This is a genomic window from Gallibacter sp. Marseille-QA0791 (assembly GCF_965119705.1).
Classification (GTDB): Bacteria; Bacillota; Clostridia; order Peptostreptococcales; family Anaerovoracaceae; genus Lentihominibacter; species Lentihominibacter excrementipullorum.
Genome location: NZ_CBCPMH010000001.1, coordinates 102,095 through 128,301, shown reverse-complemented (window position 1 = coordinate 128,301; position 26,207 = coordinate 102,095). Strand labels below are relative to the sequence as shown.

The following is a 26,207-nucleotide window of genomic DNA, read 5'->3' as shown; positions in this document are numbered from 1 at the left end:
ATTTTCCAAATACTCTCTCCTTCGCCACGTCGGCCTTTTTCTGTCTTCTATTATTATATTTTCTTCAGCATAAAAATTCAAACTATTTATTGCGTTTATCGCTGCTCCGTTTCCTCCCGGACGGTTTTTTCCCCTTTTCCGTCATCCTCAACGGCTATTTCCCTCTCCATCCCGATTTCCTCCAGCACTTCCAGAAGCACTTCCGCTCTGATGACGCCTGCACTTTCCCGATAATCCACAGTTTTCCCGAGTATCTCTTCCTCCCCGCTCAGCTCTTCTCTGGCGTACTGCCTCACAGCTGCCTCAACCACAGCCTTCACTTTCTCCATATCACGATGCCTTTGGCTGACCGTCACTTCCTCTATCTTCACCAGGTTCAGCCTTATGGGAACAGGCTTCGCAGTATTTAGAAGTGTTTTCTCACTGCGGCGCGAGGTCACATATTCGTTGAAGCTTGCCGCCGTGTCAATTTCCACATCACCTATCCTGAGGTATATTCCGCGGATCGCCCTTCCTGTCCCCTCCATAGTCCTGATGTTTTTTTCCACATAATATGTAAGCCTGCGGGGCGTCTTGGCCAATACCTGGCCCGACGCGTGACTGTACATGGTGAACACGTCGTCTCCCCGGCTGTAATCACTGCTCTGATATTCATAAGCTCCGCTTATGAGGATGTCACCCTCGTTGACATAATCACCCTTCTGGACTACGGCGTTGCCTTTGAGCGGAAGTATCCGCTCCACCATAGCCGATCTTTTCGCCACTATATCCACAGGTGTCTCGTCGTTCTCTTCGGCTTCCTGATTTCCGGACGCTTCGGCTATGGAAACTCTGACCAGTCTGCCTTCTTCCGATATCCCCACCCACGTTATATCTTCAAATTCATCATAAAGCGCGGACTTCACCGTTTCATAGTTTTCCTGCCGCCTGGCCCCTTCATAAAGACCGGTTTCCGCGATAACATCCCTGATGCGTTCCTCGCTGATACTTTTATATCCGTCGATCCTTACCTCAGCGATGAACAAGCTCTGATAAAAAAGAAAAGCACCCAGTAAAAAGGCGCCTGCTACTGTCAGGACATTTGCTCTCAAGCTCCTGAAAAATGGGATGACTCCCCCTTCCTTCAGGACCGTGACCTTGTACGAATGTCCCGCTGCGGCTTTTAGGCCGTCAAAATCATCCTCTTCCACCTCCGCAGTGGACTCCAGCATGTTCTTCCATTTGAGATTTCTCAGCCGTATCTCCCTGCTGATGCACTTGTTGATGATATCGCTGAGATTTATCCCCTCTATCTTTACCTTCATGTGATGGCGAAAAAAACCGAATCTCCTCCACTTCACCAGAAACCAGCATCCTTCCCTCTTTAAGCTCGGTCACAATAAACCCTTGTCCCTCGACGGAGGTATACTTCTGTCCGTTGTACACTACTATTTTGCTGTCAGTAAGCAGCATCACCTTCTTCACATTGTCCAGCACCGCAGTATTCCCTGTTACCAACATCCTGGGCATGTTCAGCGCAAAGTCGAAAAGCAGCTCTTCCTTGATGGACATGATATCGCCTCCATCGGATATTTGCCGCTGTGACGCGGCATGGTAAATTATATTCGGTTTTCAGCGAAATATCACATGCAAAATTTTCTCGGCAGCCTTTATCCCATCCACTGCCGCCGATACTATCCCGCCAGCATACCCTGGCCCTTCTCCTGCCGGATATATACCCCTGACGCTGGCCTGGCCTTCCCTGTCTCTCAGTATCCTCACCGGCGACGAGCTCCTCGTCTCCACCGCCGTCATGACAGCGTCGCCGCGGTCGAACCCGGCCACCTTCTTTCCCAGGAAAGGCATGGCCTCTATGATCGCTTGCGACGCAAACTCCGGTATGCTGCGCCTCACCTTGTCATCTCTGTCACTGAGAAAATCTCCATAACTGGTCCTTGGAAGGCGCCCCTTCCCATTTTCCCAGGCCATCCTCTCGTACCGTCTCTGGAACTCGACACCTGCCAGCGGATGGACAGACATGAAATCCTCGATCCTCACATCCACCAGAAGCCCGCTGTTGGCATACTCTCCCTTTCTGTCGCTGTTGCTCATCCCGTTGGTAACCGCTGTATGGACTTCTGAAGACGCGTCTATAACGAATCCGCCCGGGCACATACAGAAGGTATACACACCTCTGCCATTTTTGCATTTGTGGCTCAGCTTGTAATCAGCCGCTCCCAGCAATCGAGCCATATCGGCTCTGCCGTACTGGGCCTTATCTATCATCCTTTGGGGATGTTCTATCCTGACTCCTATGGAAAAAGGCTTCTGCTCCATGCTGATACCTTCCTCCAGCAGCATATGGAACGTATCTCGCGCGCTATGTCCTATAGCCAATACCAGGCTCTCTGTATCCAGTCTCCGTCTTTCACCGCTCCGGGCTACCGTTTCCACGCCCTTCAATTTCCTTCCGTCCGCGCATTCTTCCGCAACGATGGCTTCCATCTTCGTATCGAAGAGTATTTCGCCGCCAAGGCTCTCTATCTTTTTTCTTATATTTTTGACCACACTTCGCAGCTTATCCGTCCCGATGTGAGGCTTTTGCCTGTATAATATCTCCGGACTGGCTCCCGCCTTTACAAATTCCCCCAGGACTTTCGATATCCTCACATCCTTTATGCCTGTCGTCAGTTTACCATCGGAAAACGTCCCCGCACCGCCTTCACCAAACTGGACGTTAGACTCCTCATCCAGAGTTCCCTCCCGCCAGAACCGCTCCACTGTCCTGACGCGTTCTTCTACAGGCTGACCTCTTTCTATGACGATAGGACGTCGGCCTGCTTCCGCCAGGATGATTGCCGCGAACATGCCGCAAGGTCCGAAACCGACTACCACAGGTCTCTCCCGGCTGTCATCCTTCGGTATCTCTTTTTCCAGTCCGTCGTAATCCCTCTTTTCCGCCTTGTCCAGTCTCAGTTTCTGAGGGCATGAAAAATCCACCGTATATATCAGCTTTATATCCGGCTTTCGTCTGGCATCTACCGACTCCTTCACTATCTCCAGTTCACTTATGTCCAGGCTCGGCTTCTTCAGCTTCCGCCTGATAGCGTCGGCAAGAGCTTCATGGTCTTCACCGACATCGAGTTTCACCTGATTTATCCTGTATCTCGTCATCTGTACTGTCTCCGTCTCTCTTCCCCATATCGCCGGTTCAGCGCGGAAGCCGCTTTTATTCCTGTCTCCCATGCGTTCTGCAGGTTATATCCTCCACACGGGCCCTGCACATTTATTATCTCCCCTGAAAAATAAAGTCCTTCTACCAATCTGGATTCCATGGTCTCCATATCTATTTCGTCCAGCGTCACACCGCCTGCGGTGCACTGAGCCTGTTTCCACCCCTTAACACCTTTCACCGGGAGCCTCCATCGCTTCAGCTCATCGATCCCCACCTTTTGCGCCAGCTTTTCCGAAAGTATCCCGAAAGTGCTTTCTCTGCGAAATATTTCCTCTTCATCAAAATCAGGTGCCAGATCTAATTCTACGGAAAAATGTCTCAGAGCCTGTATGAAAGATTCCCCTTCTTCTGCTCTTATATGTGGCGTGATATCGAACACACATATCCCGGATATCCCATCAGCTGTGAACTGAACTTCACCCAGCTCCGAAATCAAAAGCGCTCTGTCTCTGTAAAGCGATATCCTGCACTTGGCTCTCACCCCTTTTATGTCGCTGAGATCCCCGCACTCGATGGCCGTCAGGATAGGGTATACCCGCTCCACCCGATGGCCCAGGGCCCGAGCCATGCCGTATCCGTCACCTGTGGTCCCCAGCTGGGGCGCGGCCTTTCCACCTGCGGCCAGCAATACGTTATCGGCTGCCACGCTCCCCTTCTTTCCTCCCCGTGCCGTATACTCTATCTGAAAGCGCTCGCCGTCTCCCGCCTTCTCATTCACCTGTCTGATATCGTTGGCCGCCGTTCCCGTAATGATATCCACATCTTTTCCTTCCACAGCTCTCATCAGTATCCCCACTACATCAGGCGCATGATTCGAGTATGGAAAGTACCGGCCTTCATCATCCTGATATGTCTCCAGTCCCAATGATTTAAAAAATTCCAGGGTAAGAGCCTTGTTGATACAGGCCGCGTTGGTGATATTACAACGTCCGCCGCCTGTAGCCATGACCTTTTTCCCCGGAATATCATTCTTTTCCATCAGACATATCTTTATTCCATCACTCATCGAAGCGGCAGCGGCCAAACCTGACGCTCCCGCTCCGATAATGCAAACATCATACTTTTTCATCGTTCTGGACTCCCGCAACGGACGGATCGATCCCCTTCTCCTCCGCCTCTTTCATCTTGAGGCGTTCCATCACCTTTTCCGGCGTCTCGTCTTCATCCGTTATCCTTACAGGTTCTCTCTTTCTCTTATATATCTTTACATAAGACTTTTTCTCATGTGGCATATGTATTCCCAGCTCTATGACATTGACACCCTGCATGACCAGGAATATACCCAGCAATACAGCCGTCGTCATCCACTGAACCAGCGGATTTATGAATCCAAAGAGCCCTACCAGCACTGTCAGGATACCAGTTATCATCGTCGTTCTGAAATTGGAACGTTTTCGTTCTTTGTCTATATGAGTGCTGGCCTCTATACGAAGTATACCCGCCACTAACATCCACATGCCAAATACCAGCGGTATAGCGGTATCTGCCACCAGCTGATTACAGAGGATCAGGATCCCCAGTAAAAGTGTCAGCAACGCGTCAGTCAATATCCATCCGTTGTTATCGCCCCTGTTGTGGAGGCCTCGTCCTATAAAATACGCCAGAGCATGTATCAGCCCGTTCAATACCATTATCAGTCCCACCACAAAAGCAAGCGACAAAAAAGTCTGCCCCGGATTCATGAGACAGAAGGCTCCGGTCAAGACCATCAGGATGCCGCTTATTATCGTCAATATTCGCATATACCGTCTACTCCTTTACCAATTATGATCTACCAAATGTCGTCGAAAACTTCCGACTGGGCGTTTTCGTCCTTACCGCTCTTCTTTCTTCCCTCTATCAGCGTGAAGATCACAGCTGCAGATCCTGCTATGATTATAACGGCCCTCATGACCCTGTTTATCTTCCTAAGCGCCTTAAGCATAATTACTACCTCTCGAAAAAACTTCATCTCGGCAACGCCATGTCCAACAATGTTTTATTATAACACGCAAGCTTGGCGAAGCGTGTTTCAATAAAAACTTCATCCCGGCAACGCCGTGTCCAACAATGTTTTTATTATAACACGCAAGCTTGGCGAAGCGTGTTTCAATAAAAACTTCATCTCGGCAACGCTGTGTCCAACAATGTTTTATTATAACACGCAAGCTTGGCGAAGCGTGTTTCAATAAAAACTTCATCTCGGCAACGCCGTGTCCAACAATGTTTTTATTATAACATAAATCTCCTTTTTGTAAAAAGGAGATTATGTGTTTTATTTATGCTGTCGATTTCCGTTATCGTATCGATCGCCAAAGCTGCCGATACCTCAGTGAATTTTTCTTCTATAAAGAAGCGATCTTGTTTATTATCTGTCTGATATCCTCCGGGGCAACGATCCTCGGATTGGTTTTCGTGCACACGTCGCCCATGGCGGCCTCCACCATTTCTTCCCGGACTTTCAACACGTCATCGCCGCTTATATTTAGCTTCTTCAGGTTTTCCGGAATGCCGAAAAGCCTGTTCATCTCTCTTATCCGTCTTACCAGATTATTGACCGCCAGTGGGACGTTGCTGTACGGCAAGCCTATCAGCTTTGCCATCCTCTGGTATTTCCGGGCGCACACGGTCTCTTCCGGCCCGTCTAAGTGAGCGTTGAATTCCACTACATACGGAAGTATCATAGCGTTGCTCCTGCCATGAGGAACATGGAATTTCCCGCCTACCGTATGAGCGATACTGTGGCAAATACCCAATCCCACTTTGTTAAAGGCCATTCCCGCCAGACACGCGGCGTTATGGACTTTTTCCCGGGCCTCCAGATCATCTCCATGGGCATAGGCGAAGGGAAGAAATTTCATCAAAAGCGTCACAGCTTTCTCAGCCAGTGCATCGGTAAAATCGTTGGAATCCGTCGAGACATAGGCTTCCAACGCATGAGTAAGAGCGTCCATACCCGTGTCGGCGGTGATACCGGGCGGCACGCTCCTCACCAGCTCCGGATCCAATATCGCCACCATCGGCAGCAGTGAATCATCCACCAGTGGATACTTCACCCCTTTTCGGGCATCGGTAATGACTGAGAATCTGGTCACCTCCGAGCCTGTACCGCTGGTTGTCGGTATAGCATAGCACTCATTTACGGCAGCTATACCAAGGCGGCCCGCCAGTTCCCTTATGGCTTTGGCTGCGTCTATGGACGACCCTCCGCCGACGGCTATCATCACATCGGCACTGCATTCCGATAACTGTTTTATCCCTTCCGATACTATTTCGATTGGCGGATCCGGTACGACCCTGGAAAACACACTGACACGACACGCCTTGAGGTGTTCCTTGACTTTATCCAGGATCCCCGAAGCTTCCATGAATTCATCGCATACGATGAATACATTCCTGTCCTTTATATCCTCCAGGACGCCCAGAGAATTCTCTCCAAAATATACATTGGTGCTTATGTTGAAATTTTTCATCGTCTATCAGCTCCCTGATTCCTCTATCTCTCTGTACTCCCTGCTTTTCTATCTGTGTACTCCGTGTGGAGCAGCTTTTCGGCCATTTCACTCAGTGGCCTTCCGTAGAACTCCGTATACACGCGGTTTACCTCCGGATTGTCGACGGAATTTCTCAATGTCATAGACTCATCCTCTTCATACATACTTTTCATCCTGCTGAGCCTTATATCATCGGTGACAGGTATCCTGTGCATCTGAGGCTGTCCCGCGCCGCTTATGCACCCGCCCGGACATGTCATCACTTCAATGAAGTGATAGCCGGAGATATCGCCGTCAAGAAACTCCGCCGCATTGGCCGTACCGTATATCACAGCTATCCTGACAGCCGTGCCGTCTATATCTACCGTCGCTTCCTTCACGCCCCTCATACCACGCACCGGCTCCAGGTCAAATAAAGCCTCAGGAGGCTTTCGTCCCGTCAGGCTCCCGTAGGCCATCCTCAACGCAGCTTCCATCACTCCGCCCGTATTACCGAATATCACCCCGGCTCCGCTTCCCTTTCCCAGCATGGAATCAAAGCTGCCGTCAGGAAGACTGGCAAATTCTATACCTTCTTCTTCCATCCACTGAGCCAGTTCCTTGGTAGTGATGACATGATCGTTATCACGCATGTCAGGCCTCCCCAGCAGCTCACCTGCGTCGTTGAGCTCCGGCCGCCTTATCTCCGCCTTTTTCGCCGTACACGGTGTTACGTTGACCGTCACGATATCCAGCGGACTGAGCCCCATCTTCGCCGCGAAATACGTTTTTATAGTAGCCCCCTGCATACCGATAGGACTTTTTGCCGAGGAAAGATTAGGTATATACTGAGGATAATATTCCTCCACATATCTCACCCAAGCCGGGCAACAGCTGGTAAACTGCGGCAGCGGACCGCTTCCCGCAAGCAGCCTGCTCAACAGCTCGCATCCTTCCTCGATGATAGTCAGATCAGCCGCAAAGGTCACGTCCAAAACATAATCGGCTCCCAGAGCTCTTATGGCTGACACCATTTTCCCTTCGGAATATGTTCCCGCCACATCGGTGAATGCGTCGCCTATGCCTACCCGGACCGATGGAGATGTGGAAAACACCACTATTTTTGAAGGATCATTCACAGCCTGTCTCACCATGTCTATCTCCGACCTGAGAGTTATGGCCTGCTCCGGGCATGCTGCACTGCATTGACCGCAGCCTATACAGTTTACCTCAGCTTCAGCCCCCGGTACATCCCATGTGTTTCCCGATACTCCTATTTGTTCCTGACACACGGCCAGGCAGTGGCCGCACGCCACGCACAGATCCAGGTCTTTTACGATAGCCGGATTATCACCGGAAACAGCTACATATCTGTCATATCGTTCTCCGTTCATGATATCCCGCCTTTCTACAGTCCCAGGTCGGCGCGCTTATCCGTTATCACCGCTTCCAGTCGGTCAGCCGTCGACCTTATATCGGTATCCACTATCAGTTGTCCGCCAGTAAGACCTTTCATCTGCTCTGTAAGGACGTCCAGGATCACAGGACTTCCTGTAACGAATGGAGGAAGCCCCAGATGGAGCGTGAATCCCAGAGAAAGGGCGAAAGCTCCATCCGCCAACGCCTGCTCCTCAAGCCACTGAGGTGCTGATATCACCACCGGCAGCTGAGGTATATCTATCCCCAGCTCAGCAGCGATCTCTCCCGCTACTGCCTCCATACGGCCTATGGCCAGACATGGGCCGAAATTCAGCACAGGAGGTATACCAAGACTCTGACAGACCTCTTTCAGCCCCGGTCCTGCCAGCTCTGACGCCGACGGACTCATGAGGCCACAGTTTTCAAGACCTCCGCAAGTGCAGCCGGCAGACAGTACTATTATATCCCTGGCTATCAGCTCCTTTGCCAGCTCCACAGTAAATACATCGTGTCCCTTGGCTCTCAGGTTAGAACAGCCCACGACTCCCGCAATACCCTTGATTTTCCCCTGCTTTATCAACTCTATCAATGGACCGAAACTGCCTCCCAGGAAATCCTTCAATGTCATCTCGGTCACGCCCGTTATAGCATCAGGGTACCCGTGATCCCTCATCGGATTGTTTCGCCCCGATTTTCTCGCGCTGTACGCATTCACGGCAGCACCGGCAATTCTTTCACTGATATTTCTCCTCTCCCTGTAGCTGTATTTCACATATTCGGCATTAGCCTTCTTCGCTACGTCGTCCAGGCAGATCTGTGGTATTTTCAACTCATCGCAGATCGGCTCTATCCCCGGAAGAGTACAGTTGAATTCACTGACGACGAGATCTACGCATCCGGTCATCAGTACCGCTTCACTGGTGTAGTTATTTCCCGCATGACCGCAGAAGACTCCTGTGCCTGCTGCCTTACGAAGCTGGAAATCCTGGCCTACACATGTACATCCGACTATCCTGAAGCCTTTAGCGCCTGCCTGTTCTGCCGCCTTCATCGCCTCAGGGCTCACCAGATACTCCTCCAGATCTCTGAAGAAAGCATGCTGATGCCCTGTTGTCATGATGTTGATATAATCCGGGTCTATGATCCTGAGTCCTACCGGATCAAAGCCTATTTCAGCTTCTCCCATAATTATATCATTCAGCATATTGGTGAGAACCAGTCCATAAATTCCTGTGGATATCCCCAGTCTGAGACAATGGAGAAGCATGTTGACCGGATCTGAATTGAGGTTAGTCGACGTCTTTACAACAGCGTTAAAGACCTCATCCTTCGCTCCGCCCGGAATTATGCCAAGATCCTTCCATACTTCGACCCTCTTAGGATATCCTATCCGTTCGATAAGCTCCATTTTTTCTCCGACTGGTCTCCTGAGATCTTTCAGCACCATCTCAGCGATTTTCCCTGCCTTTCCCCAATTGCTGTAATCGTCGATCCCAAGTGCACGCGCAAGGCGATCCAGCGCTTTTTCACCCCTGATAGGCGCTCTTTTCGCCGCTATCTCCGCCAGCTCCATAGCCGCGTTTTCCACTACATGGATATAGCATCCGGAGCCTGCGGCTACCTGCCGCAAGAAATTTCTCGCCGCTATCGTGTCCGCATCCGCACCGCAGACGCCTTTAGGCCTTGCCGGCGAAAGCCTGCATGGTCCATTGGAACACAATCTGCAGCAAACTCCCTCCAGCCCGTAGCCGCATTTATTTTCCTGGTTTACCATCCTATGATGCGACGTATTGCAATCAAGACATTCTATGTAATTCTTCAAACTCATATCCGCATCGTTGCAGATCTTCTGTTTTCCGTTCATTTTACCAATCCTCCGATAAACCCTCATACCATCCTGTTCTCATGATATAGCGGGAGGTGGATATTCCATATATCCACCTCCCGGTAATCTGTCTCGTAAGCGATAAGCTTATTTCTGCGGAAGTATATCTTCTACCTCTGCATGAGGACGTGGAATAACGTGTACCGACAGCAGTTCGCCTACTCTCTGAGCGGCAGCAGCACCAGCGTCAGTAGCGGCCTTTACAGCACCTACATCGCCTCTTACCATTACTGTTACCAGTCCGCCACCTACGAATTCCTTACCGATAAGATATACGTTGGCAGCCTTTACCATAGCATCCGCAGCCTCGATTGAACCTACCAGACCTTTAGTTTCGATCATTCCCAATGCTTCGTTCTTAGTCATTTTGATTTCCTCCCTGATATAAAATTGATTTCTCAAAAATGTAACTTATTGATTTTATTTTATGATCTTAACGATCGTCGATGAATCAACGCCCATAGCGTTGGCTTCTTCAGTGTCTATGTGACACTCGAGAGCTGACGTGTCCGTCGCTCTTATGACTACGTTCCCGTAGACTCCGCCTCTTGGTCCTTCCACGCTGATCTTGACTATCTGACCATCGTGCACTCCATAGTTCTCCGCGTCTCGAGGTGTCATATGTATGTGCCTCTGAGCCACGATCACGCCTTCTGCTGTCTGGACAGCACCTTTCGGGCCGACTATAGTGATCCCCGGCGTCCCGGTCAGATCTCCGGACAGCTTGGCCGGAGCCTTTATTCCCAGTTTGAATCCGTCGCCTGCCAGTATCTCTATCTGTGACTTTCCTCTGACAGGGCCCAGGACTCTTACCTTTTCTATAGCTCCCTTCGGGCCGACTATGGTGACCGTTTCCTTACACGCGAACTGCCCTGGCTGCGACAAATCCTTTATCGGTGTCAGCTTATAGCCCTGACCGAACAACGTGTCCAGATCAGCCTGCGAAAGATGTACATGGCGGTTCGAAATACCCACCGGGACTTCATCCGTTGATTTGGTCCTGCTGTCGTTTACAGTCTGCACTGCTTCCAGCAGCAGCCTCAGGACAGCTTCGTACTCTTTGCTTGCCATATCCTATTCTCCCCTCATCGCCTTTACCAGCGCTTCTATCATATCGTTGAGCTGATTGGTATCTATCGGCTGATCGCTGGCAACAGGAGCCTGCGCATTGCTGCTGCAGCTGTTGCAGCCTACTCCGTATGAAATACCGCTGTTGTTCTGGTTCTGATTCTGATAGTCGGCCGGTGACAGATAGGCTGACATAGAGCCGCTGTTGGCTGGCGATGATACAGTCTGAGCAGGTGTTGGTGCCGCAGCATTGCACGATGCGGCGGCGCATGGAGCAGGAGCGACATTGGCTGTCGTCCCCGGTACCTGAGCAGCCATGTTATTCAGCTCAGGATGATTGAATGTAACGTCATCTGCCGCCAGCGTCGAGCAGTTCTTGATACCGTAAGCCACCTTCTTGACATTTACCAGATGAAGAGGACTCAGGTTTTCCGAAATGGAGCTTCCTCCCCATGTACCGCATCCCAGTGTGAAAGACGGAAGAAGTCCTGTGCTGGCACCTGTGCCTCCCATGCTGCTTCCCGTATTTACCAGTATCCTGGAAGCAGGTTTTCTGGTGAACTCCAGTACTATATTCTTGTTCTCCGTATGGAGACTCATGGTGTGTCCTATACCGTTCTGCAAGAGCTCTATGCTCAGCTCACATGCTTCATGCCAATCCTTCACCACATAGAAGGCCAGCACACTGGTAAGCTTTTCATATGAGAGCGGGTATCCTTCTCCTACACCGCCCTGCGGCCCCACCAGGACTGTCGTGTTCTCCGGAACAGAAAATCCGGCAGCGCTGGCTATCCTCAGCGGTGATCTTCCCACGAACTTGGCGTTCATGGCGTGACCATTCTTGAAAAGCAGCTTGCATACTTTATCCGTTTCTTCAGGTGACATGAAATAAGCGCCCTGCTTCTTCATCTCTGCTATTACGGCATCCTTGTTGCACTCCTCACAGATAATCGACTGCTCAGACGCGCATATGGTTCCATAATCAAAGGTCTTGCTCGCTATTATGTTGGTAACGGCCTGCTGTATATTGGCCGTCCTCTCGATATACGCCGGCGAATTTCCGGCACCTACTCCCAAAGCCGGCTTCCCGGCGCTGTAAGCAGCCTTGACCATTCCCGGGCCTCCGGTAGCGATGATCATTTTCACTTCTTTGGAGTGCATCAGCTCATCGGTAGCCGGCATGGAAGGCATGGACATGCATCCAATGATGTTCTCCGGAGCTCCTGCCGCAACAGCCGCGTCACGCATCAATTCAGCTGCTCTGAGAGTGCATTTCGCTGCCGATGGATGCGGCGAAAATACGATTGCGTTCCTCGCCTTCACAGCGACGATAGCCTTGAATATGGCTGTCGATGTCGGATTAGTAGATGGAACGATACCCATCAGAAGTCCGACAGGATCTGCTACGTCCATCGTCCTGGCCACCGGGTCTTCGCTTATTATCCCGATAGTCTTCATGTCCTTGATGGCGTCGTACAACATAGTCGAAGCCATATGGTTCTTGTAAGTCTTGTCTGCCACTTTGCCGAAGCCCGTTTCCTCCACTGCCATCTGGGCCAGTGAAACGGCGTTTTCTTCAGCAACGCGTACCATGTTTCGTATGATTTTGTCGATCTGCTCTTCATTATATCCTGCTATCTTCTCGGTAGCTATTTGACCCAGCCTGGCCAGATCTCTCGCTTCCTGGACAGATCGCAAATCATAATCGATATTCTGCATACTGTGGCACCTCCTTTTCTGTAATTATTCGCGGAATATCACTATCTCCTCTATTGAGCGCTGCCGCTGTAGTGCTTTTCAAAGCCCTCCAGCAGCATGGTCTTATTGGCTTTCGATATCTCTCTTCCGGCTATTCCGAAATCATCATAGCCTCTTGCCAGATTTCTCAGCCTTACCACTCTGCATTTTTTCAACGCGTCCATGGTCTTCTCCACACCGTAAGCTTCCACCAATGCGTCCACTTCTTCCTTTGAAAGCGGATCGGCTTCCGCTACAGCATTCAGCGCTTCTTCATCTTCCTGTATATCTTCTGTCTTTGCTTCTTCCGTTATGCCTCGTTTGGGGCCCTCCTCCTCATCGTCATCCGAAGATTCTTCTTCCTTCTCTCTCAGTTCCGAAAGAGGTATTGGATTGACGATGGTCTGACCTACCTCGACATGCGGTCTAGGTATCACGTGCTGTGTCACGAGACAATGTTCGCCCAGCCTGGCTGCTGCCGCCGCTCCCGCGTCTACCGAAGCCTTTACGGCTGCCACGTCTCCCGTGACAGTGATGGTGACGAGACCGCCCTTGACGAAAGTTCTCTCCAGAAGCCTTACCTCAGCAGCCTTCAGCATAGCGTCGGCAGCCTCTATCGAAGGCACGAGACCATAAGTCTCTATCATTCCCAATGCTTCCATTTACTGACCTCCTTATTATTAATGAGTAGCGTAGAACACCTTTACGTAGTCAGGCGACCCGAAGGTGAGCTTTGCTCCGTTCTGGAAGAACAGGCAATCTCCCGGATTGGCCGTAAATACCCTTCCGTCCTTTTCCACCGTCAATGTCCCTTCAACTACATAGTAGATTTCCTGACAGGCGACGTCCCATGGGAAATTACATTTTTCGATAGTCATGAACCCTGCGTTCATGGCTGAGCCGTCGTCTGCTCCTATCAGCTCATTATAGAATACTTTATCAGCAGGATTTCCCGTGTCGAGAGGCTCCCACTTGGCGGTGCTGCTTCTCACCAGCTTCAGCATGCCGCTTCCGTCGCCTTCCGATACATAAGGGACATCCTGGCCTATGGAGCTCATCACGCTTCCCAGCATCCCCTTATCCATCAGTTTCTTGAGCGCGTTATAAATCACTTCGCTGTCTATGCCTCCGTTTGCCGCAGGCTGGCAGGCGTGAGTCCCCTGTGATGTCTCTGTGGCGCAGCACTCACCCTGAGGATCTCCGGTGCGGAATTCTATTCCCGCCGCGCTTGCCGCGTCACGTGCAGATGGCGTTATCAGTGTGTCCGCATCGATGTACATCACTTTCTGACTCTGCTGTGCCAAAGCTTCGACATCCTTTGCACAAATCAGTCTTTTCATGTGTCCACATCCTTTCATCTATCGCACTGCTTGAGTAATAATTGATGATCTATGGTAATACACACCCTACAAAAGGGATGGTACTATCAGTTCCGAAGGTGATGGTATCACCTCTGAATTTACCAGAAGGCCCTTTTCCTTCGCGATGGCCTCTCCGGCATCCGTTCCGGATTTTACCGAAGCCACATCTCCCGTATATGTGAAATATGCCTTACCGCCCAGTCCGTTCCCCAGCCTAAGCTCTATAGGCTCTATCTCAGCCGCTTTCAGTATCTGGTCGGCACAGATTATCATCGTCGCCAGTGAAAAGGACTCCATGATGCCCACAGCCTGTATCTCGCTCGGCATCGTCGCCCCGGTTATGGCCGGAAACACGCCCGGATCTACGTTAGGTATCACGATGGAGTCCACGAAGAACTCTTCCGCGACACGCTCTCCGATTCGGACGGAATCCTCGACAGCCGCCACGTCTCCGTGAACAATGGCGATATACTTGCCCGGACATGTGCTGGAGGCCGTAACGATTTCCACCTCGGATATCTTTACCATCTGGTCAGCTGCATATATGCCTCTGGCGATACTGTTGAACTCGACCATTCCTATCGCTTTTTCCATCCTAGCTCCTCCTTATTTCAATGTAATCCTCAGTGACCTCCGAAACCATACCGTCGATACTGGAGTGTATGCAGGCCCCCAGGCTCCCTTCAGGTATGGTACCTATCATCTGTCCGGCCTGTACTTGCTGACCCGCCGATACTGTCGGCTGAGCCGGTGCTCCCACATGCTGACGCGTCGAAACGCGTATCATGTCAGGCTCCAGCTTCACATCCGTCATAGGTGCCGGGAGGTCAAAATCTCTCAGTCCCAGTCTGGCTATCAATCTCTTGCTCGGTACCAGTCGATACTCTCTGACTGCCCTGGCGGTGAATTCCGTCTTCTCAGGCTTGTATTTCACCTTCTGCTCCGCCAGTATATCCTTGAAGTAGAGGTTGGCCATCTTAGGATGGAGTCCGGCAGGACATGCGAACAATTCGCACATATTGCACTGACAGCACAGCTGCGCTGTCTTCATGGCCTCCGTATCATCGATGGAATAATTCATTATCCTCATCATCTTGTGAGGCTGCATGTTATGTCCTAACAGATATCTTGGACACATATCGGTACACATCCTGCACTGTTCGCAGGTAGCCCTGTTGACACGCCTTGCCTGTTCCTTTGTCACGGTCTTCTTCCTTATCAGGAAATGATCCTTTTTAAGGATGACGAAGCCTTTATCCTTTTTCGTTACGAACCCGTCGATATCCGCCAGTACAGGCCCCATCATAGGTCCTCCGCCGATAACCGCGTAATCGCTGAAATCATCTATACCGCTCAGCCTGAGGACGTCTTTTACCGGTGTCCCCACCGGGACTCTGACCGTCAGCCTGTTAGGAACATCTCCCGCCACCGTGATATATTTTTCCGTGGCAGGAAGCCCCTGAGAAGCCCGGTATATGTTGAGAGCCGTCTCCGAATTTATCACGACACATCCTACCATTATAGGGATGCCCGTTTCCGGAACGATCCTTCCCGTCAGCTGATACACCAGCACCTGCTCGTCTCCCGCCGGATATATATCGGGCAGCAGCTTCACCTCTGCCTGTTGAGAAAGCCCCAGCGCGTCTATCCTGCTCTGCAGCAGCTCTATCACTTCTCCGTGCTTCTTCTTTATGCCGATGATAGCTTTTTTTGCCTTTACAAGCCTCCCTGCTTCCACCAGTCCTTTGATGATCTCGTCGGGATAAATAGCCATCAACTGCTGGTCTACCCTGAGCAGCGGTTCGCACTCAGCTCCGTTCAACAGTATGTATTCCGCCTCTGATGTGAGTTTGGCATGAGTGGGAAAGCCTGCTCCGCCCATACCGATAATGCCGGCGTCTTTTATCTGATCTAAAAGATTCATTATCCCCACCTCTCTCTATTCGAATTTACAGTTTTCATCTATGATTCCCACGACAACCGCGTCCACTGGTATCATATCGTCTCCCAGCATACGCCTGGCAGAAGATCCTGTCGTTACGATAACTCTGTCACCTATGCCGGCGCTTATGATATCGGCGACAATGATCTTTTTTCCTGAATCTATCCCTCCCCCTATTATCTCAGCCTGCATCAGCTTGAGACCGTTGAGAGATTCAGCCTTTCTCGTGGACCATATATGGTCTATCAGTTTTGCTGTTATCACAGGTATCTGCCTCCTTCCGCTTCCTGCTTTATCTGTGCCAGCGCCGACTCCACCGAAGCCGTGTCGCCGAATATCGCCAGCAGGATCATGTTCTGAGGGCAGCTCCCTCTAATATCTTCTACCGTTACCCCTACAGCCTTTTCCGCTATGTCTGCCGCGACGACCATCTCTATCATCCTTCCCTGTACCAGGCCGATGGCGTCGATGACGGGAGGCGTTTCCGAATGGGGAGAACCTTTTCTCCTCATCAGAATGTCTATCGTCCCCTGGGACGGTGATTTTATTATCCTGATCTCCATATCGGTACCTCCTTTCTCTCTACATCTCTTCCTGCCTGCAGCTCAGCGCTATCCCAAGCGGTGTCACGAACATCGGATTTTTAGGCTTATGGGTGTATATCCCGGTACGCTTTTCTATCATCTCCTCTATTCCCGTAAAGCAACAGGTCCCTCCTACCAGAGAGATCTCCTCCACCGGATATCCGGAAACGTGATTTGTTATGATAGATGACACCTTGTCTATCACCGGCTGCAGCACCGGCCTCAGCTCTTTGTGATTGGTCTCATCTCTCTTGAAAAGCTCCGCTTCGTCGAAAGGTTTCCCGTAAGCTCCCGCCACTACGAGAGAGAAATGCGTCCCTCCTGTAGGTTCGTCAGCTATATACACTACCTCTCCGTCTTTGAATATGGAGATGCCGGTCGTGCCGCCGCCTATGTCGACTACGGCGCCGTTCTTCATCCTGAGCACCAGATTAGCTGCCGTGGATTCGTCCAGCAGATTAGTACATTCAAAGCCCGCTCCCTGGATAACATTTTTTACAGCTCCCGAATCGAGAAGGTCTGTTCCCGGCGGTATGGCTCCGGCCGCATAAATGAGCTCTGTGTCAAGATCCTCTTCGACTTTTTCCTTCAGCTCTCTCACTATCTGAACAGCTCCTATGTAATCCACGACCATTCCATCACGCACCACATCCGCGTATCTGTACGCGCCTGCAACAGGTCTCTTGTTCTCATCGAGGACAGCTACCACGACGCAGGCCGTCCCCAGATCCACTCCCGTGTAATACACTGATGATTTCTCACGTATGGGATTGTCTATCACTTTCTCGAAATCGGCCACCATGTTGTCACAATACTCGAACGTTAACCTTTTCTCTGACATTCCTTACCTCCCATAGCTTTACATATCATCTGCGAAAGAATGTTGATGATCTGGTTCAGTTTTGCTTCCAGCTGCCTTCCGCTTTCGCTGCCAGTCAGCTCCTCCGCCTCGATGGCCAGTATCTCAGTCTCGCTTCTCAGCCTGTCAAGCAGCAATATGACTCTGCCGTTATCCATCTGCATGTGGAACTCGGTGATCTCGAAGCATTCTCCCAATGACTGAGAGAAATTTTCTTCATTGATACCGGAACATGCCTCGCATTTCATATCACCGGCCTCACAGATGCCTTCCGGCGCATTCTTCAGTCCTTCCAGCTGCCTGTAAAGGTGCATCAGTTGCTGAGAGGCGCACACGTCATCCTTCAACAGGTCCTTGGCGGTAAGAAGGAAAAGCGCCCGCAGAGAGCCCAACCGACAGCGCAGCTTCCTGACGTTCCGTCCACAGCCGCCGCCGCTTCCTGTTCTGCCGGAGCTTTCGACGTTCCTGCCGGCCTTCGGTTCACCTATATCATACATATCGATACCTCTGTCCACCAGAAATTGTCTCGCTCCGGGAGTGAGCCGCTCCCCCTCCTGCAGATCGTAATTCGTAAAGGGCTGTTTTCTGTAAAGGTCTCTTAAATCTTCTTCTGTTATGAACTTCATTTGAGCCCTTCCCTTCCTCTCAATTCCAATAAATAACGTTTCAACTCTCCAATCCCTTTCCCTTCGGGCACACAGACATCGAAATACGGTCTGTCTACACCTATAGTCTCCAGCTGCCTCTCGCACACCGGTCTGTTTTCCGGAGCCATATCACTTTTGCTTATGACTCCTATGACCGGACATTGGAATGCTTTGGCAAACCCGTGAGAATACACTTCGTCCGTCCTGGATTGGTCCACCATCAAAAGCATGCACCACGCATCCTGGGACAACGCTATCATGTGTTTATACATCCATGCGTTCTCTATATAAGCGCTGGGGACATCTATCGTGTTTTTACCGTAAATGGTATCCTGCGTTCTCTTTAACGGGCCGTCGTAGTCATTGAGGGAATTGACCAGTGTCGTCTTCCCACATCCTCTCGGCCCTATGACCATGATCCTTTTTCTCTTCATGTTCTCGTGATCGGCACTGTCGTAAAGTCCAACAAGTTGCACAGGGTATCGGTCACTGCCTTCAGAGCCGTTTCCACGCTCTGCACATCTCCCGATATGACTACCGAACCGGTGAATCTATCGAGAAAACCTATTTCCACATCGGCGGTCTTAGTAGCGATATCGGCCGCTATGATGGCCGTTTCATAGGGTGACAGCGTCAATATCCCTATGGCGCCCTTGTCATCTATACCCAGACGTTCATATATATCGAACATCGGAGACGCGATCACATGAGCTATGGTCACCTGCTTGCCCGGCACGGATTCCTGTATGATCCTATCCATGGTCTTTTCATTCATTATGCCCATATCAATCCATCACCTCTCTGCCTTGCGCCTAGTGTTTGATTACAGAAACCGGAAAATCGTATTCCTTCAACCAGCCTTCTATCCTGTCCAGATCTTCATCCGACAAGCTCGGATCGCCTTCTATCGGATATTCCATTCCCAACTGCAAATATTTATTGACCCCCAGCTTGTGATACGGCAGCAGGTCTATACCTTCAAAGTTTTTGAACTCCTTGAATGGCTCCAGGAATTCGATCACTCCGCGGATCTCTTCCCTGCTGTCGTTGATACCCTTCAGCATCGGCATCCTCACCTTCACATGCTGTCGCTTAAGCAGCAGCTCCTCCAGGTTTTCCAGAATGATCTCGTTCCTTACTCCAGTCAGCTGGAAATGGCGATCCGGATCTATATGTTTCAGGTCGAAAAGGAACAGATCCACAAACTCGGCAAATCGCATCAGTACGTCTTTTTTCACATAGCCGCACGTTTCGATAGCCGTATGGAAGCCGTCCTGTTTGCACGCCATCAGCAGGTTTATGGCCGCCTCCGGCTGGGCGGTCACTTCACCGCCCCCCAGAGTAACGCCGCCGCCGGACTGCTCGTAAAAAGCTCTGTCCTGCTCTATATATTCCATCAGTGAGGAAATCGACTCCTGCTGGCCTGCCACCTTCAATGCGTCAGGTATGCACGCTTCGACACACGCTCCGCATCCGATACAATTCACATTTCTGTCTATCAGATGAACGCCATCTGAGGAGATGCTGTGTATCTTCTGCGGACAAACGGGAACACACGATCCGCAGCTGACACATATGGTCGGCTTTAACATGATCTGGTACTTCTTCTCAAGTCCCTCCGGGTTGGAGCACCACTTGCAGCGAAGAGGACAGCCCTTGAAAAATATCAGTGTCCTGACACCTGGCCCGTCATACATGTTGTATTTCTGCTTGTTAAATATGAACGCTTTTCTTTCCAATAAATTCCTATCGTTCATTCCGTCTCGTCTCCCGTCCGAAAATCGATCAGTCTCCGTTAAAACTTGGTAAGCATCGTTCTGCTTATGATCTCATCCTGTACGTCCTTGCACAGTTCTGTAAAGAACGCGCTGTAGCCAGCTACTCGGACTACCAGATCCTTGTACTGCTCAGGATGCTTCTGAGCTTCAAGAAGCGTATTGTTGTCCATGTAGTTGAACTGCATCTCTCCGTTTCCAAAAGCACAGGCTGTACGCAGCAGCGTGATTATGCCGTTCTCTCCTTCCGGCGTATCCAGAAGTCCTGCCATCAGCTTGAAGTTGTGCACCATACCTATATTCATATTGTCATTGGACAACTTGGCTACCGACTTGATGATCGCCGTAGGTCCGTTGACGTCCGCACCCTGAGTCGGGCTGATACCGTCTGATAACGGTGTCCACGCTTTTCGTCCTCCTGCGGAAGCTCCTGTCATCTGACCAAACGGAGTATTGTTGGAAATGGAAAGCGTACCATGACTCAATACAGAATAGAGCGTCTTGTACTTCCTGTGCTCCATCTCCGTAAAATTGATAAGATCAGCAGCGATAAGGTCTACATAGTCGTCATCGTTACCATACTTAGGTGCTGCCAGACAATCGGCCTGCATCTGCTCATATCCTACGAAATCAGCCTTCAGTCCTTCATTCAGCTGCTTCAGTGTGTATTTCTTATCGTCGAATACCAGTTTCTTGATGGCTGCCATAGCGTCAGCGTATGTAGCCAGCCCGGACCATACTACGCCCGGACCAAAGTTGTACATAGCTCCGCCGGCCGATACGTCCTTACCGTGTTCCATACATCCTTCGTACATGATGGACATCAGCGGCTTCGGTGCCAGATCTCTGTGAACTCGCTGCGAAATAACAGTTGCCACCGCCGTCCACTTGGTTACGTACTTGATCTGCTCCTTCACAGCCGCATCGAACTGTTCGAAGGTCGTGTACTGATCCAGGTCTCCCAAGTCAGGAGTTACCTGCTTACCGTACCAGAGAGGTACTCCGTGGTTGAGAACCAGCTCTATACAGATCGGCCACTGAGTATAGGACGTGGATGTCCACTGATACAGTCTTCCTGCCTTCTGCGGCTCAACGCATCCCATCAGACAGTAATCTCTTGCGTCCTCGATGGAAACGCCTTTTGCCAGCATCATCTTTATATGAGTATCATCGAAGTGACACGCAGGGAATCCCATTCCCGAACGAACTACGTCAACGATCTTCTTCATATACTTCTGAGGCGACTTGTTATTGATCCTGCATGCCAGTGACGGCTGATAGATCTTAACGTGTCTTACTGCATCCATCAACAGATAAGTAAGTTCGTTGGTAGCGTCTCTCCCGTCTCTGGTCAGTCCGCCTACGCACATGTTTACGAACGGCTGATAACCTGCGAAGAACTTTGAACCGCCTTCACTTGTGATCCACATCATCTCGGACATCTTCACCAGCATACATCCGGCCAGCTCGAAAGCCAGGAAATTATCCATACGTCCGGAATCGATGTCAGCCTTGTAGTACGGATACATGTACTGGTCCACACGGCCTATGGACATTCCTGTCTGATTTTCTTCTACCGGCAGCAGCGACTCTATAGTCCATACAGCCTGTATAGCTTCCCAGAAAGTCTCCGGCTTGTGAGCAGGAACCTTGGCGTTTACCTCAGAGATCTTCAGCAGTTCTTCCTTTCTCTTCGAATCAGTTTCCTTTGCCGCCAGCTCGGCAGCGTACTGCGACATACGTCTCGCATAGATCATAACGCCTTCAGTCGTATCGATAACCGACTTGTAGAAGTAAATCTTATCCAGATCTTCAGGGTTTTCATAATCAAGCTGAGCCAGGTGGTCTCTTGCTTCCTGCTGGATGTCCAGCATACCCTTCTTCATCAGGATAACGTCATATCCAGGGTTAGAGTCTCCTCCTCCGTTGACAGCATGATATGAACAGTCGGAAACGAAAGACTCTCCCGAAAGCTCCCATACGCCTGCTTCACGATACTGGCTCTCGCAGTATTCGTCAACGGATTTGCCTTCCCAGAATGGGAACAGCTCTTCACGCATGATCCTCTTGTCCTCTTCGGAAATGTAGAACGGGTCCTGCGGACGATTGCCGATAGTATCGATCTCGTCTACCATCCATCTCCACGCGATATCAGGAGAAAATGCTCCCGCTCTTGGAGCTCCATTAGGCGCACCTACGATCAGCTCGTGATCCTGGATTACGAGAGGCGCCGTTTCACAGCAGTATCTGAAGCACTTGGCTCTCAGCTCGATCTTCGGCATTCCCGGGTTTTCCTTTGTGATCTTCGTTACCGCCCTTGCTCTGTAGGTGGTGATGGACGGAACCTGCTTCAGGAAGTTCTCCTTCAGCTTCACCAGTCTCTCGGTAGGTCCCAGAGGAACTCCATCCTCATCCACCTCCGTAGTCGCCGCGGCGATGGATGAATAATACTTAGGGCGATCTCCGCATCCTGTCGCAGATGACTGCTCCTGCTGATGAGGAGGTACTACCGAGGAAATATCGTCCGCAACCGTTTCGAACATCTTCATCAGCGAGTTGCGTTCTTCATCAGACATATTCTTCGTCGCTTCTGCGATCTTATTTGAAAATTCTCGAATATCCAACTCCTTTACCTCACTTTCTTAATTTATCACACAGTTGTATAACTTACTTTATGCTTGCCAACGCTTCTTCCAGGAGCCTCTGAAGCCTGAGCAGTCCATCGTCATCGCATTTGCATTCCCCTGCTGCGACACTTTCCGGGACGCCCATCCCCAGATCTTCGATCTTCCTCACTCCGTATCCGACCTTCCTTATATAGATAAGGTTCATCGGAGATACGTTGTCGGACGTGATCCCCTTGCCGGCAGAGCCGCTTCCCAGCGTCATAGCCGGGAACAGATTAGTGGTAGCTCCCATGCTGCCGTAGACAGCCGGCGTATTGACCAGCATCCTGCCTACAGGCTTCTTTATGGCGAACTGATGTATCACATCCCTGTCGTTGGAATGTATCACCAGAGTATGTCCATGTCTTTCGGAAAGCAGTAGCTCGATACACTTTTCACAGGCATGCATCCAGTCGTCTTCTATGAAGTACGAAAGCACCGGACACAGCTTTTCCTTTGAATAAGGATTATTTTCCGATACATACTTCTGCTCTGCGATAAGCAGCCTTGTATTTTCCGGAACTGATATCTTAGCCCATTTCGCCAGATCTTTGGCTGTTTTGCCCGCCATTTCCGGATTTGCGCTGCCATCCTTGAAGTAAAACAGCTTTCCAAGTCTGTCAGCTTCTTCCTCCGTCATGAAGTATGCCCCATTGGCTTCAAATTCCCTTCTCACTTCGCCGTCGATGCAGCTGTCCACTACCACCGACTGCTCTGCCGCTGAAACTACTCCGTTATCAAAGGTCTTGCTGGCTATGATATCCCTCACTGCCTGGCGTATATCGGCCGTCCTCTCTATGAATGCCGGTCCGTTTCCCGTCCCTCCGTATATCACCGGTTTCCCGGAACGGTAGGCGTCCTCCAGCATACCGGGAACTCCTGTATTGAGTATCATGGCTGTTGCCTGATGATTCATCAGTTCTCTGGTCCCGGCCTTAGTCACTGTAGGAAGATACGACAACACGCCTTCAGGCAGGCCGCATCCTTCGGCTGCTTCGATCATGATATCCAGTACCCTGCAGATAGTGTTGTAGGCTCTCGGGTGCGGAGAAAACACGATGGAATTCCCCGACTTTATCGCAATGAGCGCCGAATACACGGTCGTAGACACAGGACTTGTCGCAGGGCAAAGGCTTACTAAAACACCCATCGGGACTCCTACATCCACGATCTGTCTCTCATGATCTATGTTTATCACGCCAACGCATTTCATGTCTCTGATATGCGCCGGCAAATACTCGCACGCGAATCTGTTCTTTATGTACTTATCCTGCCACCTGCCGTAATCCGTCTCTTCCACCGACATCATGGCCAGCTCTCTGGTGTGACGCGATACTTCCTTCGCCATACACTCCATGATCTCATCCAGCTTTTCCTGCGGGAACTCGACCAGTTTCCTGTGAGCTTCATAGGCGTTCTCGGCCAGAATACGGGCTTCCTGGATCGATAGCAAATCATTATCTATGATGTTAACCTTCATTTGCCTCTCTCCCTTTCTGTTTCTGTCAACTCAGTCGACACGTCAATCGCTGTATGGAAGCAGGTTCTCCAGCTTATACAGTCTGGTTATCTTCTGCAGATCCTCATGAGGTCTTGCTATGACTACGGAGCTGTAAGGCTCCGTTCCCATTTCCTGGACCGCCTTGACTCCTGCCGCTACCGCTGTCTTACAGGCTCCCACATCACCTTCCACCAGCACGGAAATATATCCTGACGCGGTGTTCTCAAATCCGACCAGCTCGACATCCGCCGCCTTACACATGGCGTCGGCAGCCTCGATAACGAACACGATCCCAAAGGTCTCAACTAAGCCTAACGCTTCTGTTCTTGCCATCTTTAGTCTCCTCCTTTATAACTCATCGACATCGTAGATCGAAACGATGTCTCCTATCGGTTTTATCGGCCGCGGAATGACCTTCGTCGCTGTCAGCTTCCCGATAGCCTCGGCAGCTTCCGCTCCGGCTTTTATGGAAGCCGTCACGGCGGCCACATCTCCCTTGATCATGATGGTCACCAGGGTCGAGCCCACATTTTCGTAAGAGATCAGCTCTACATCTGCGGCCTTGAGCATCTTGTCACAAGCTTCGAGAGCAGGGACCATTCCCACGGTCTCCAGCATTCCCAACGCTTCCTCTGCATAGTATCTCATGCCAAACTCTCCTTTCAAATTGAAATCGATATATCCACACCGGCCTGTCGACACAGGCTCGATGCGGATATATTATTAACTGGAATTTAAAACAAATTACTTTATGTAACTGTTGATGGTATCGATGCTCTCCTGATTGGCCTTATAATAGATGACCAGATTGCCCTTCTCATCCAGCTCGTATCTGCTTTCATCTATCAGTCCGTTGGAGCAGGCCGTCATCAGAGCTTCGTCCATAGCCTTGTCCTTGAAGGCCTTGAAGCTGCCGTACTGGTCTCTGAGAGCATCCTGCACGTCTTTCCTGCAGGCTTCCTTGCCTGATGTGAAATATTTCAATACCGAAAAGAATAATGGTCTCATATCCTTACGCCTCCTTTGCAGTTGCTCTTTGCTGTGAAATCGCGAGAACGAAGATACCGATAACCATGACAATAGCTCCTACCCAGCCCTGCCAAGGAATAGCATATCCGTCTACACCGAATACCAGTCCGCATATCACGAAGCACCATACAGGGCCCCAGAAAGCGTATGTACCGTTGCATCCCATGCCGAGAGCAGCTCCGCACATGGCGGCACCCTTGTACCAGTACTTGAATGACCATGACGCGAATATACCGCCGATAAGGAACAGCCAGATTGACGGCATGTCGGTCAGCGCCTGTCCTACCATCGAGATACCTGTACCGATCCCGTCTCCGCCTATCAGCGACAGGATGGAAACGAGGACGATCCCGTTGCCTATCCCGGAAGTGACCTGACGAATAGTGATGGCTACTTCAGTATCTACCATGGAGCAGGCATATCCTCCCATGGCGCCTTCGATCCCCCATCCGAGAGCACATACGAAAGCAGCGATGAATCCTATCAGCATAACAGGATCGAATCCGTCCAGCGACATTCCCGTGCTTCCTATGAGTGTGGCGGCTGCCAGGCAGATAACGATACCCAGTACCATGCCCTTGGACAGTACCTGTTTGTAAATTATCCTTCCGATGATAGCTCCCAGTGCCGCATTCAGCGATGCGATAGGAACGATGATCGAGCCAGCCGTCTGAAGAGCCAGCGCATAAGCTGTCGATGCCAGCGGTCCTCCGATAAGGGCTACTGTGATGAGTATCCTTCCCGGCTTGGTCTTGAGAGTCCTGAAGAAATCTCCCAGTCTTCCCAGCACAGCTGCCTGTATCAGCGTATAGACAGCTGAGCAGATGTCGTTAGTCGCCGCTCCTATGGCGCTGAGGGTGTATGTCAGCGCGAAGCCTGTTATCGCGCCTCCGTACCAAGTTTCCCATATGCCTGTTGCCATTCCCTGCGTCATGAACGCGGTGTATCCGCCATACAGGAATCCTGACATGAGGGCGATGAACAATCCTTTTTTGCGATATGCCTTTTCCTGCGCCTGTTTCGCTTCCAGCGCCCCTGCGGACACAGCCATTGAACTTTCGCTCATAA

At 50.7% G+C, this 26,207-nt stretch carries 29 protein-coding genes; all 29 read right to left on the bottom strand.

The features are described 5' to 3' along the window. Positions 1-95: 95 nt before the first annotated feature. Positions 96-1,265 carry a sporulation protein YqfD gene (locus tag ACQY69_RS00635; RefSeq protein ID WP_428260977.1) on the bottom strand — a complete coding sequence of 390 codons (1,170 nt, stop codon included), beginning with the start codon at positions 1,263-1,265 and terminating at the stop codon, positions 96-98. Next, on the bottom strand, positions 1,177-1,551 hold the full coding sequence (locus ACQY69_RS00630; protein WP_428257750.1) for a YabP/YqfC family sporulation protein: 375 nt from the start codon (positions 1,549-1,551) through the stop codon (positions 1,177-1,179). Before ACQY69_RS00630 ends, ACQY69_RS00635 begins: the two co-directional genes overlap by 89 nt. 60 nt (positions 1,552-1,611) lie before the next feature. Continuing rightward, complete coding sequence (locus ACQY69_RS00625; RefSeq protein WP_428257748.1) at positions 1,612-3,225, bottom strand: NAD(P)/FAD-dependent oxidoreductase; 1,614 nt, start codon at positions 3,223-3,225, stop codon at positions 1,612-1,614. Further along, the gene (locus tag ACQY69_RS00620) at positions 3,150-4,283 is read right to left on the bottom strand and encodes an NAD(P)/FAD-dependent oxidoreductase (protein ID WP_428257747.1); all 1,134 of its coding nucleotides are present in this window, start codon (positions 4,281-4,283) and stop codon (positions 3,150-3,152) included. The genes ACQY69_RS00625 and ACQY69_RS00620 overlap by 76 nt, the downstream gene beginning before the upstream one ends. After that, positions 4,270-4,956: an HdeD family acid-resistance protein gene (locus tag ACQY69_RS00615; RefSeq protein ID WP_428257745.1), complete on the bottom strand. Its 687-nt coding sequence runs from the start codon at positions 4,954-4,956 to the stop codon at positions 4,270-4,272. Before ACQY69_RS00615 ends, ACQY69_RS00620 begins: the two co-directional genes overlap by 14 nt. Before the next feature lie 29 nt (positions 4,957-4,985). Beyond that, complete coding sequence (locus ACQY69_RS00610) at positions 4,986-5,138, bottom strand: hypothetical protein (RefSeq protein ID WP_428257744.1); 153 nt, start codon at positions 5,136-5,138, stop codon at positions 4,986-4,988. Positions 5,139-5,538: 400 nt separating this feature from the next. Next, positions 5,539-6,666: a 1-propanol dehydrogenase PduQ gene (locus ACQY69_RS00605; RefSeq protein ID WP_428257742.1), complete on the bottom strand. Its 1,128-nt coding sequence runs from the start codon at positions 6,664-6,666 to the stop codon at positions 5,539-5,541. A gap of 23 nt (positions 6,667-6,689) precedes the next feature. Further along, positions 6,690-8,060: a [FeFe] hydrogenase, group A gene (locus tag ACQY69_RS00600; protein WP_428257740.1), complete on the bottom strand. Its 1,371-nt coding sequence runs from the start codon at positions 8,058-8,060 to the stop codon at positions 6,690-6,692. A gap of 14 nt (positions 8,061-8,074) precedes the next feature. After that, a complete protein-coding gene (gene cooS / locus ACQY69_RS00595; protein WP_428257738.1) occupies positions 8,075-9,949 on the bottom strand; it encodes an anaerobic carbon-monoxide dehydrogenase catalytic subunit in 1,875 nt (624 codons plus the stop codon). A gap of 108 nt (positions 9,950-10,057) precedes the next feature. Continuing rightward, the gene (gene eutM, locus ACQY69_RS00590; protein ID WP_428257737.1) at positions 10,058-10,336 is read right to left on the bottom strand and encodes an ethanolamine utilization microcompartment protein EutM; all 279 of its coding nucleotides are present in this window, start codon (positions 10,334-10,336) and stop codon (positions 10,058-10,060) included. A 54-nt stretch (positions 10,337-10,390) separates the two neighbouring features. After that, positions 10,391-11,041 carry a phosphate propanoyltransferase gene (locus ACQY69_RS00585; RefSeq protein ID WP_428257735.1) on the bottom strand — a complete coding sequence of 217 codons (651 nt, stop codon included), beginning with the start codon at positions 11,039-11,041 and terminating at the stop codon, positions 10,391-10,393. Positions 11,042-11,044: 3 nt separating this feature from the next. Beyond that, complete coding sequence (locus ACQY69_RS00580) at positions 11,045-12,757, bottom strand: acetaldehyde dehydrogenase (acetylating) (protein ID WP_428257733.1); 1,713 nt, start codon at positions 12,755-12,757, stop codon at positions 11,045-11,047. Between the two features lie 50 nt (positions 12,758-12,807). After that, a complete protein-coding gene (locus ACQY69_RS00575) occupies positions 12,808-13,437 on the bottom strand; it encodes a BMC domain-containing protein (RefSeq protein WP_428257732.1) in 630 nt (209 codons plus the stop codon). A gap of 18 nt (positions 13,438-13,455) precedes the next feature. After that, a complete protein-coding gene (locus ACQY69_RS00570) occupies positions 13,456-14,115 on the bottom strand; it encodes a cupin domain-containing protein (RefSeq protein ID WP_428257730.1) in 660 nt (219 codons plus the stop codon). A gap of 66 nt (positions 14,116-14,181) precedes the next feature. Continuing rightward, a complete protein-coding gene (locus ACQY69_RS00565) occupies positions 14,182-14,730 on the bottom strand; it encodes a BMC domain-containing protein (protein ID WP_428257728.1) in 549 nt (182 codons plus the stop codon). Between the two features lies 1 nt (position 14,731). Then, positions 14,732-16,060: a 4Fe-4S dicluster domain-containing protein gene (locus ACQY69_RS00560; RefSeq protein WP_428257726.1), complete on the bottom strand. Its 1,329-nt coding sequence runs from the start codon at positions 16,058-16,060 to the stop codon at positions 14,732-14,734. A 15-nt stretch (positions 16,061-16,075) separates the two neighbouring features. Next, positions 16,076-16,342 carry a EutN/CcmL family microcompartment protein gene (locus tag ACQY69_RS00555; RefSeq protein WP_428257724.1) on the bottom strand — a complete coding sequence of 89 codons (267 nt, stop codon included), beginning with the start codon at positions 16,340-16,342 and terminating at the stop codon, positions 16,076-16,078. Continuing rightward, positions 16,339-16,641 carry a BMC domain-containing protein gene (locus ACQY69_RS00550; protein ID WP_428257722.1) on the bottom strand — a complete coding sequence of 101 codons (303 nt, stop codon included), beginning with the start codon at positions 16,639-16,641 and terminating at the stop codon, positions 16,339-16,341. The genes ACQY69_RS00555 and ACQY69_RS00550 overlap by 4 nt, the downstream gene beginning before the upstream one ends. A gap of 19 nt (positions 16,642-16,660) precedes the next feature. Further along, the gene (eutJ, locus tag ACQY69_RS00545; protein ID WP_428257720.1) at positions 16,661-17,503 is read right to left on the bottom strand and encodes an ethanolamine utilization protein EutJ; all 843 of its coding nucleotides are present in this window, start codon (positions 17,501-17,503) and stop codon (positions 16,661-16,663) included. Further along, the gene (locus tag ACQY69_RS00540; RefSeq protein WP_428257718.1) at positions 17,485-18,147 is read right to left on the bottom strand and encodes a cobalamin adenosyltransferase; all 663 of its coding nucleotides are present in this window, start codon (positions 18,145-18,147) and stop codon (positions 17,485-17,487) included. The genes eutJ and ACQY69_RS00540 overlap by 19 nt, the downstream gene beginning before the upstream one ends. After that, positions 18,144-18,602, bottom strand: coding sequence for a EutP/PduV family microcompartment system protein (locus ACQY69_RS00535; RefSeq protein WP_428257717.1), 459 nt, complete (start codon positions 18,600-18,602; stop codon positions 18,144-18,146). The genes ACQY69_RS00540 and ACQY69_RS00535 overlap by 4 nt, the downstream gene beginning before the upstream one ends. Beyond that, entirely contained in the window at positions 18,599-18,952 is a 354-nt protein-coding gene (gene eutS, locus ACQY69_RS00530) for an ethanolamine utilization microcompartment protein EutS (RefSeq protein WP_428257715.1), read from the bottom strand. The genes ACQY69_RS00535 and eutS overlap by 4 nt, the downstream gene beginning before the upstream one ends. 28 nt (positions 18,953-18,980) lie before the next feature. Further along, positions 18,981-19,925: a choline TMA-lyase-activating enzyme gene (gene cutD, locus ACQY69_RS00525; RefSeq protein WP_428257713.1), complete on the bottom strand. Its 945-nt coding sequence runs from the start codon at positions 19,923-19,925 to the stop codon at positions 18,981-18,983. 38 nt (positions 19,926-19,963) lie between these two features. Further along, positions 19,964-22,567 carry a choline trimethylamine-lyase gene (gene cutC, locus ACQY69_RS00520; RefSeq protein WP_428257711.1) on the bottom strand — a complete coding sequence of 868 codons (2,604 nt, stop codon included), beginning with the start codon at positions 22,565-22,567 and terminating at the stop codon, positions 19,964-19,966. A gap of 43 nt (positions 22,568-22,610) precedes the next feature. Next, on the bottom strand, positions 22,611-24,089 hold the full coding sequence (locus ACQY69_RS00515; protein ID WP_428257709.1) for an aldehyde dehydrogenase family protein: 1,479 nt from the start codon (positions 24,087-24,089) through the stop codon (positions 22,611-22,613). A 42-nt stretch (positions 24,090-24,131) separates the two neighbouring features. After that, on the bottom strand, positions 24,132-24,443 hold the full coding sequence (locus ACQY69_RS00510) for a BMC domain-containing protein (RefSeq protein ID WP_428257707.1): 312 nt from the start codon (positions 24,441-24,443) through the stop codon (positions 24,132-24,134). 15 nt (positions 24,444-24,458) lie between these two features. Beyond that, positions 24,459-24,758 (bottom strand): BMC domain-containing protein, encoded by a 300-nt coding sequence (locus ACQY69_RS00505; protein WP_428257705.1) that lies wholly within the window; start codon positions 24,756-24,758, stop codon positions 24,459-24,461. A gap of 96 nt (positions 24,759-24,854) precedes the next feature. Then, positions 24,855-25,118 carry a hypothetical protein gene (locus ACQY69_RS00500; protein ID WP_428257703.1) on the bottom strand — a complete coding sequence of 88 codons (264 nt, stop codon included), beginning with the start codon at positions 25,116-25,118 and terminating at the stop codon, positions 24,855-24,857. Between the two features lie 4 nt (positions 25,119-25,122). Then, complete coding sequence (locus tag ACQY69_RS00495; protein WP_428257701.1) at positions 25,123-26,205, bottom strand: hypothetical protein; 1,083 nt, start codon at positions 26,203-26,205, stop codon at positions 25,123-25,125. Positions 26,206-26,207 lie beyond the last annotated feature (2 nt).